Raw genomic sequence first — 9877 nt, 5'->3', positions numbered from 1 at the left:
GGAATTCATTCCCTGCCGGAATTAACGTCACAACCCCTGCCGGAATTAACGTCACAGCCCGTTACTATTTCCTCTCTTCCCTCCTTTGCAAATCCCGCAATTGCTTCTCTACCTTTTCCACCATTGGCAAATCTCCCAAAGTTGTATATCCATCTTTTGCCATTCGCAAATATTTCATAGCTTCCAGATTATTTCTCATGGCTGAATGAACTTGCCCCAATCCGTATCGAGCGGCTGTCAACTCCTCAATATCGTCTGGTTTCGCCGTATTAATCACCTTGGAATAGTAGACTTCAGCCTGGGGAACCAGTTGTAGCTTTTCCAGATACAGATCGCCCAACGTGCGATAAATGGGCGGTGTTTCCACTCCTGTTTCTTGTAAATCTTCTAAAATTTCTCTTGCTTCGGCAATCAAGTTTGTGTTAAGATAAACGCTATAAATTGCTAATTTTTTAGCGTTTTCGTTAGGTACTTGTTTGTCGATCGCCCCAACCGCATCCTTAACGGCCTGAACCTGCTTCTCATCCAGCAACCCAAACTCTGTATCTCCTTCTCCCACAGCACTTTCAGAAGAAGCACCCGTATTCGCCTCGACAATCAATCGGTACCTAACACCCGGTTTCAGCGCTGGTTCCCCCGGATAAACAGCCTCAGTACCGCTAACAGTCATTTCCCAGTTTAATTTGGCTCCATTTTCGCGGAGGCTCAACTTATAGCTAGTGGCACCAGCAACCGGATTCCACCGCAAAATAGGCTTGCTGTTGAGCAATTTCGTGCGCCGCGGACTGATAATATAAGGAATTGGCGCGCTATTCCAAGCAATTTTATCGTCGCCGCGATCGGGACATTTAATCAAGTCGGTGCTGCAATCAGATTTCGACTCTTGTTTGGCTAACAAACAGCTATTCAATTGATTTTCACCCGATGCGATCGACTTAATTCCCAAATCTGCACATTGGATCGTCACTTGTGCGTTTTGTGCTGTTCGCAATTTGTCTCCCGGATAAATCAGCGTACCGCTGGTAGGGCGGACAATTCGGCCGTTTTGGCGCTCGATCGCAACTTCCCCGCTACTATGGATAATCAGTCCGTTGGATATTCTGTTACTGGCTGCTAGTGCCGTAGTTGCGATCGAGCTTAAAGCTATAAAAGTGGCAATCCTGATTTTCACTTGATATTTCCTTTTGCTTGTAAACGTTGCTGGGCAACTCGCATACATTCATCTTGTTTCGGTACGCGGTAATCAGAATATTTAAGCGCCTGATTCCAGGCTTCTAAGGCTGCTTGCGGCTTACCTTTAATTTCGAGAACCTGTGCTAAAAGGCATTGAGCTTCAGGGCTATCGCCTCTGAATCCTATTGCTATTCTTAAATCTGCTTCAGCAGCGTCATATTGCTTTTGTTTAAACCGCGCCCAACCGCGATTTTTAAAACAAGCGGCTTTTACTCCGTCATATTCAGTATGTTCTAAACAGCGAGCAATAAATTTTAAAGCTTCTTGAGGTTGATTGTTGAGAATCAGCGATCGAGATAATTGAGAATTCGCCTCACCAGAACCCCGCCGCGCTGCATCCTTCATTAATTTTTGCGCGTGCTCTTTTTCATTCAAGTCCTCATACAACACAGCTAAGTTATAATGAGGGGTGGCATAATTTAAATTTAGTAAACTTGCTAATTGGTAGCATCTTTCAGCGATTAATAGTTGACCCTGACGGTGACTGGTCTTTCCCATTTCATTGACAACGCGGCCAAGTATCGGGCCCATTAACATATAACTGATAGCCGTAATACCTAAAGTTTTGGCCGCCCGCTGCATCCAATCAATTGGAACAATTAACGATTGGTTATTTTGGCGATCGCCCGCCACATCATCTGCGGGAACAGGGCGATCGCACCCCAATTCTAGTAATTTTAATCCCTCAAATGTTGGATGTTGGCAAAGCATTGGTATGCCACTCGCGCCCGGAAATTGATGTTCGTGACGCAGCAAATCATCCTTAGCTTTTCGCACAGCCAAAAACAAAGGTTCTTTCAGCGCCAAATATCTAAACAAAGACTTCACAAATTCCTGAGCAATAAAATCCGGGATAGGCGCCCGCATCACAATTACTGACGGTAAAGAAATACCCTCAGTAACCAAATCTGCTGCTATTCCCAGGCTCGAACAGGAATTGAAAATTAGTAACTGCAACCCTTGAAAAATAGCTGTTTTCAGACCTTCTTTTAAATCCTCTAAAGTAACAGTATTATCTTGAAGTTCTTGATTAATATATAGCAGTCCGTTAGCAGCATTCGTATCGCTGTCGCTGTGTCCGGCATAAAATAAAACTTGCCAGCCTTTTTCATCAAACAAATGGTCGCGAAACTGTTGAGGTGTCGGTTCTTCAAGAAACTTTATGTCGCAGCGATCGCCCAAATATTTTTCAAGCTCTTTTGTATCTTTTCCAACATCAATTCCCTTGCTATTGCCTACAACACCTAAAATTCTGCCTCGCGAAGGTAGAGGCATTCCCGCTGTAGTTGCCTGTAGGGGAACTTTTCCGTATTCTGGGGAACTGCCGATGATTTCAGAGTTGCGGTAGTCTTGGCGAAATTGCCACACATCCCAAGGCAACTGCCAAATCAGAGAGTTATCGCACTCTAGAAATATTTCAACGCATTCTGATGAATTGCTAATTTCTGTTCTGAGTTTTACCTCAATTTTTCTGTAAAACTCGTCAGCACCCAGCCACTTGTTCATCTCTTGCTTCAAACCTTGATATATAGCATAAGGTTTGTCTTCAGAAATATTTGTTGTGCCTGCGGACTTGATTTTGATCCGAGCACTGCTTCTGTTATATTGGGATGCAGCACAACTATTGTTCCACCTTCTGTGCAACTCCTCAACTTCAGGTGCTGGTGGTAAGTTTGCCAAACTTTGAGCGACAGTTTTCCCTTGTTTTTTCAACTCTGCTGTCACATGAGAAAAACCATTTTTTAAATCCCCAGACCCCAAAGCCAAGATGACAGTCCAGCTCATAAATTCTATGCTATTGCAGTGAATCAAAGTATCATACCACAAAAGTTTCTGTTATGCTTAAATCATCTAAAGCTACTCGAATACTAAAGCTCTCGTCTGGCTCTACGTGAAAATCGTTCAGCAAAATGCACAAGTTCTGAACCGTTGATTCTACCTCGTGTAGATTTTCTCCTATGTCGGATATTAAGGAAAGTTTAATATTTGTTGGCAGGTAAGTTTCTCCGATCGCCGGATGCAGTTGGACGTGAACTCTCAGAGTGCGATCGTCCTCTTCAGCAATAGCAACCAACAAAGCAACACTCGTCCTTCCCAAACGCATTCCCAAGTCAATCAACTTTGCCCGCGTGACATCAGCTTCGGGAAACCTATTGATACTGCTTTGACTGCCCTGCAAGGCAGATTCGGCTCTCGAATTTCCACCTCCTCGGAAGGCAAAATTAGGGTTTTCGTCAGGAAAAAGTAGGTCGTCTAAATTTTGTTTACCTTGCTCAAATTTCTGCCAACCTGTTTCGGCAGCATTCTTAAACCAATTGCCTAAATTAGATTTCACTGGGTTTTCAATTTCAGTAGGAGAAGTCTCCGGCTGCGGATTAAAGATTGATTCAACTGACTCCCAATCTGATGTAAATACATTCTCCAGCCACTGACGCAGATTGACTTGAGATTCAGATATATGTTCGAGGTGGAGCAAGAAGTCATCCAGGGAATGCAACTCACTCAATACTAATTCGCCCGTCCCCGCAGTTGGGGAAAATCCCAGCAATTTTGCTTCCTTTTCATCCTCCTCAATTTCTACTACCAGATAACCGATGCGCTCCTCCCTTGCTTCGGGGGGAACGTGACAAGTATGCGATAGGTTTTGCGGCGAAGTGATGCGATTATTTTTTCCAGGTTTCGGCAAATTTATCAGCGGACGGCATTCGATTTTTCCTAGATTTTTGATATATAAATCAGCCACATTTTCCAACAAGCGAACAACTGGATTCCAGCTATCGCAGTTAGTTAAATCTGTTTCAATACCTAAAAGGATCAAGTAATCGCGGACGGCCAACACAGCCAAAGTGTTGAGATAAACTTGTTCTTTTTTGTGGGGGTGGCGCTGTTCGGAAGCAAATTGCCGTGCTGAACCAATTGCCTTTTGGGTAATAGGCATTGGCAAGGATTGGTTTCCGATGCTGTTACTCTGTGCCATTGTTAACTCCTTTGATGATTAAAATTCGTAATTTTCGCGAAATCTTTGCAAGTGAGGGCGACATTGAACTCGGTGAAAGGCATACAGGGTAGGATACGAGCAGGAAAGTTCTGCTGCTAATACGGTGAAACTTTTGCCCGCTGATAAACCTTTTAATATAACTTGACAAGTTATATCTGGTCGCCCTCTAACGTGTTTACTCAACACCTGATCTGGATCGGTATCAATCCAGGCTTGAAGTTCTGTAAAAAGCTGAGCTGTTTCGAGAATGTGAGTTCTATCGCGATCGGGCAAATTTTCCATTCGATCGATCGGCGTTCCGTCTTCTGAAATTTGTTCTCGATCGTCTCTCCTGTTATTTTCTCTATCTACCCTCGAAGCCCAATTTTGCAGCCGTCGCTTGAAATAATACTTGAACCAAGTAATGACGTTGCCGCGAGTGTGATCGTACTGAGTTCCCGTGCGGGATTCGCACAAATTGCTAGAGAAAAACTCCCACTGTTCTTGCAAAGCATCTTCATAGTAAGGTACATTTTCCTTCCTGATCAGGCCGGAGTTTTTCATCTTAGTCACAAGCTGGTTCAACAAACGGCTGCGCTTCAAACCGGGAGGATGCTGGCAAATTTGGGTGACAAGCCGATCGAGCTCTTGATATAGAAGTTGTCTGTGGGATAAATTCGATTCTCCCTCACCCTCAACAGCATCGGTTTGGTTCTCGGATGGGCGGTCTTCCCCCTCGGAGGGGATGTACTCATCATTCATAGTTCAGTGCGGCCGCAACTTTGTTCCTACATTTACTTATCAGGGTAAGTTGGAGGAATTTATGCGAAATTCTGAAAGTTTTTTTGATCGGAGGGTTGAAAGTCTTGCTGTGCGGTGGATTGGGTCGTTCAATTAGATGTGAATTTTTGTTAAGACGCATCAAAACCTGCATAAACCGGGTTTTTGCGATTTATACAGGTTTGTAACGAAGTATTCTGCGAAAAACCCGGTTTCTGACCACCAGTGCGTAATATCGATCGCCCTTAAATCCGCAAAACAACCGTTGTTCCGTACTTTCACCCAGTGTTTACCAAACTCGAAAAAAAAAACTTGAGAGTTTTGCATAAAACTACCGAGCTCACCCTGATAAGTAAATAGGAAGAACAAAAAGGCTTTAGGGGCGATCGCCCTTAAATCCCGAAAACACTCGTCGTTCCGTACTTCCACGCAGTCTTTGCAAAACTCGAAAAAAAAAACTTGAGAGTTTTGCATAAAACTACCGAGCTCACCCTGATAAATAAACAGAAGGGAAATTACGAAGTTCATCGCACTTTTTGAGAGTTATCCAAAAGTGCGATCGCCCGTAACTTCCCGATCGAAATCCGAACCAACATCCCAACGGATATTGGAAAGGGCTTCTTCCGATGTTGGTTTAATCTATTTCCACGGTTGCATTTATTAAGTTGATTTGAACTGGTAATTGCGACAACAGAGTTGAAGTGCGATTGCATTTCGCGAGGCTTCAGTTTGGGTAAATGACGGATATACGACAGCTAGAGAGTGCAGAAGTGCGATCGGGCTTGTCGATAGAGTCGCTTTGTCAATTTTCAGAACAGTTTGTATCTACCACGCGAGGACAATTATCATGGCTACTACTCCTAATTTTGACTTCGACTCAGCTTATCAGGGGATTATTAATGAACGCAACAAAACTCGTGTTGTATTCATCAACGGAATTTTGACTTCTGAATCTGGTTTTGCTGACGGCAAAGATGCTAATGATAAACTGACTCTCACAAATCATCCAAACTCAATAGAGTTCAAACCTGACTTAAGAGAGTTCAAACCTGTTTATAATCCAACATCTTCATCTCCTTTTCTACCAGGAAACCTAGGACTATTAGAATCACTTGTAACCACCTATAGCAGTTTTCATGAGAAAATATCGCCTATTCTATTTCAGCCAGCTCTTGACAAGTGGAATGCTGAAGTCAATTTTGGTAGTCAAGAGTGGCTGGACAATATCAATGCTAAAATTTTGACAGCTCTTGCAAATTCTTCTCCTGATATGATGAGTGTAATTACTGACTCTGAAGCCAGTGAAGTAGCTAGATTTGTTAATAAATATGGGGATTGGGGGAAGTTTTACCAGGCACTAGAGAATGAGACCATTTTTCCACCTCAGTACACAGTTAATTCGTCTTCTGTACCTAATGATTTGCTGGAATCTTTCGCTCAATTTATGTCCGATGCTCCTTCAAAAGCCAGCAATAGCGTAAATATTGGTCAGGGGTGGGTAGGAGATGCGACTAATTTTCTTTCCACTCCAGAACATTCGCTAATTATAGTAGCTCATTCTCAAGGTAATTACTTTGTTGAAGATGCTTTAAGGTCAGGACTCAGTAGCTCGGATAAAAATCGAATTAAGGTCATTTCAGTTGGTTCACCCACAGACTATATATCTCCTGCTTCAACTGGGTTTAAGATTTCAGAACTGTACAAAAATGGTGACGATCCCGTTACTAATCTTCGGTTAGGAGGAACACAATCTAATCAAGGTAAACTCGAGCATTTTCTTAAAAAACAAAGGGTGATAATGTCCGTAGGTGGAGTAACGGCTTTGGGAGAAGATCACAACCTTGGAAAATATTTAGAAAGAGAAGATGTCAGAAAAGATTTAATAAATTCTTTTAACACTTTCAATCCTAAAGGTTATTACTTCTCTCCACTTTCATCATCTGGTACGGATGGCTCTATCTATGGTGACTGGGTAGAGGGGAACGAAATTTCCGAAACATTTCGCGGTAACGAAGGTAATGATGTTATTCGCGCTAAAGATGGAAATGACCGACTAATAGGTGCTTCTGGTTACGACTTTTTGGATGGTGGCGAAGGAACTGATACTTCTGATTACTCTTCCAGTCAAAGCGGAATCAATGTTTGGGCTGATAAAGTTGCTGGTTCCGATGTTTACAAAGTTCACGATGGCTTTGGAACAGAAGATGTTCTTGGATATATCGAAATAATCAGTGGCTCAAATTTCAATGACACAATGACTGGCGGTGAGTACAGCGATATCTTCTACGGTCAAGCCGGAAACGACCTTTTTTGGGCACAAAAAGGAGACGATACATTCTACGGTGGCACGGGTAATGACACAGCTTACGGAGGCGATGATAATGACTACCTCCGAGGTGAAGAAGGCAGCGACGATTTAAGAGGAGAAAACGGCAACGACACTATCTACGGCGGTAGCGAAAATGACTTCCTCTACGGTGGCGATGGCGAAGATGAATTGCGCGGCGAACAAGGTTCTGATGAACTTCGAGGAGAAATTGGCAACGACACCCTCTACGGCGGTAGCGAAAATGACTTCCTCTACGGTGGCGATGGCGAAGATGAACTGCGCGGCGAACAAGGCGATGATGTGTTAAAAGGAGAAGCCGGAAACGACACTTTATATGGTGGCGACGACCAAGACCAACTTTATGGTGGATTAAATGCCGACTTACTCTACGGCGAAGCTGGCAACGACCAACTTTTTGGTGAAGAGGGCGACGACATCCTAGATGGTGGTAGCGACAACGATATCCTCATGGGAGGCACCGGCGATGACAAACTCTACGGCCGCGCAGACAACGACATCATCCAAGGCAACGAAGGCGAAGACTACGCCGAAGGTGGCAGCGGCCGCGACTTCATCCAAGGCAACGAAGGCAACGACATCCTCTACGGACAAGACGGCAGCGACACCGTAGAAGGCAACGCCGACGACGACTTCATCGATGGCGGTAACGGCCAAGATTTGCTGTTCGGCAATACCGGAGATGACAGAATTTACGGACAAGGCGGCAACGACATCATCCAAGGCAACGAAAATAATGACTGGCTGGAAGGTGGCGACGGCCAAGACATCATTGATGGCGGGGCCGACGACGATGATATTTACGGACAAGCTGGCGAAGACAATCTTTTCGGCAGTCAAGGTCAAGATTACATTGATGGCGGCGACGGCAAAGATACCCTGTTTGGCGGCTTCGATGACGACGTACTTTTAGGCCAAGCCGGCGATGACACTCTCAACGGCAACGCTGGCAATGACGAATTATTTGGCGGTACTGGCAATGACTCGTTAATCGGAGAAATCGGCGATGATTTAATTGATGGGGGAGAAGGAGTCGATCTCGTTAATTACATCAATTCTCCCAGTGGTGTTATCGTTAATATTGACGAAAATAGCGACTACGACAACAACACCAACCAACGTTTCAAAGAATTCGTCACCGCAGTTAATCCCAGCGAATATTACACCGAACTCGAACGGGACTTTGAAATTGCGGCTGGTACTGGTAAAGACGGTTTTGGCACTACCGATGCTTTGAGAAACTTAGAAGACATCATCGGTACTCGCTTTGAAGACATCCTAGTTGGCAACGAAAAAGATAACCGAATTTGGGCATTAGAAGGCAACGATTTATTAATTGGCAATGCCGGCAATGACTCATTTTACGGCGGAGAAGGCATCGACATTCTCAGCTACCGCCGCGACCCGAACGGGGTTACTGTGAATTTACAAACAGGCGATGCTACGGACGGTTGGGGAAATCAAGACAAAATTGCCGACATTGAAAACGTCGCCGGTTCTCGGCATGACGATAATATTACCGGCGACGATACGGTTAACGTTATCACTGGCGATGCTGGGGACGATCGCATTTACGGACTCGGTGGCCACGACAAACTCTACGGCGAATTCGGCAACGACCTAATCTACGGCGGCGAAGGCGGCGACAGCATCTACGGCAACCAAGACCGAGACACCCTATACGGTGAAGCCGGTCAAGACTACATCCGAGGTGGCGATGCCGACGACTTAATCTACGCCGGTAGCGATGACGACACCGTTGCAGGAGACGCTGGCTACGGCAACGACACAATTTTTGGCGAAACAGGCAAAGACTTACTCTACGGTGGCGCTGGCGACGACTTTGTGTACGGCGGCGAAGACCAAGACACCATCTACGGCGAAGGCGAAAACGACAAACTCTACGGAGAAGGAGACACCGACCTAATCTACGGTGGCACCGGCGACGACCAACTCTCCGGCGGCGACGAAAAAGACACCCTCATCGGCGAAGCTGGCAACGACACTCTCGCAGGCGATGCAGGCGACGACACCCTAGACGCCGGAACTGGCAACGACTATCTCTACGGCGGTACCGGCAAAGACACCCTAAATGCCGGCCTCGGCAACGACCAACTTTACGGCGGCGAGGATGCCGACATCCTCCTAGGCAAAGAAGGCGACGACAACCTGTTTGGCGAAGCGGGCGACGACACCCTCGATGCAGCAGAAGGCAACGATTCCCTCTACGGTGGCGACGGCAAAGACATTCTCGATGCCGGAATTGGCAATGACTATCTCTGGGGTGGTCAAGACGATGACACTTTATCAGCCCAAGCTGGCGATGACTATTTGTTTGGCGAAAACGGCGATGACATCCTCGATGCAGGCGAAGGTAACGATTCCCTCTACGGCGATAGTGGCAAAGACTTTCTCAATGCTGGCGCAGGCAACGATTACCTCTGGGGTGGTCAAGACGATGATACTTTATCAGCCCAAGCTGGCGATGACTATTTGTTTGGCGAAAACGGCGATGACATCCTCGATGCAGGCGAAGGTAA

General features: G+C 45.4%; 6 protein-coding genes. 1 reads left to right on the top strand and 5 read right to left on the bottom strand.

Annotated features, from left to right (window positions below; translation table 11 throughout):
• Nucleotides 1-64: 64 nt before the first annotated feature.
• From QUA74_RS25265 to QUA74_RS25245, 5 genes are all read right to left on the bottom strand, one after another.
• A complete protein-coding gene (locus QUA74_RS25265; RefSeq protein ID WP_333334559.1) occupies nucleotides 65-1171 on the bottom strand; it encodes a hypothetical protein in 1107 nt (368 codons plus the stop codon).
• A complete protein-coding gene (locus tag QUA74_RS25260) occupies nucleotides 1168-3018 on the bottom strand; it encodes a CHAT domain-containing protein (RefSeq protein WP_333334558.1) in 1851 nt (616 codons plus the stop codon). The genes QUA74_RS25265 and QUA74_RS25260 overlap by 4 nt, the downstream gene beginning before the upstream one ends.
• 31 nt (nucleotides 3019-3049) lie before the next feature.
• A complete protein-coding gene (locus QUA74_RS25255; RefSeq protein ID WP_333334556.1) occupies nucleotides 3050-4210 on the bottom strand; it encodes a DUF1822 family protein in 1161 nt (386 codons plus the stop codon).
• Nucleotides 4211-4228: 18 nt separating this feature from the next.
• The gene (locus QUA74_RS25250; protein WP_333334554.1) at nucleotides 4229-4972 is read right to left on the bottom strand and encodes a hypothetical protein; all 744 of its coding nucleotides are present in this window, start codon (nucleotides 4970-4972) and stop codon (nucleotides 4229-4231) included.
• Nucleotides 4973-5131: 159 nt separating this feature from the next.
• Nucleotides 5132-5464 (bottom strand): hypothetical protein, encoded by a 333-nt coding sequence (locus QUA74_RS25245; protein WP_333334552.1) that lies wholly within the window; start codon nucleotides 5462-5464, stop codon nucleotides 5132-5134.
• A gap of 373 nt (nucleotides 5465-5837) precedes the next feature.
• Between QUA74_RS25245 and QUA74_RS25240 the strand changes: the two genes are divergently transcribed.
• On the top strand, nucleotides 5838-9877 hold a 4040-nt coding region (locus QUA74_RS25240), incomplete at its 3' end, for a calcium-binding protein (protein ID WP_445302174.1).

Source organism: Microcoleus sp. LAD1_D3, assembly GCF_036702135.1.
Taxonomy (GTDB): domain Bacteria; phylum Cyanobacteriota; class Cyanobacteriia; order Cyanobacteriales; family Microcoleaceae; genus Microcoleus.
The sequence above is the reverse complement of the archived record's forward strand: the minus strand, read 5'-3'. Positions and strand labels throughout refer to the sequence as shown.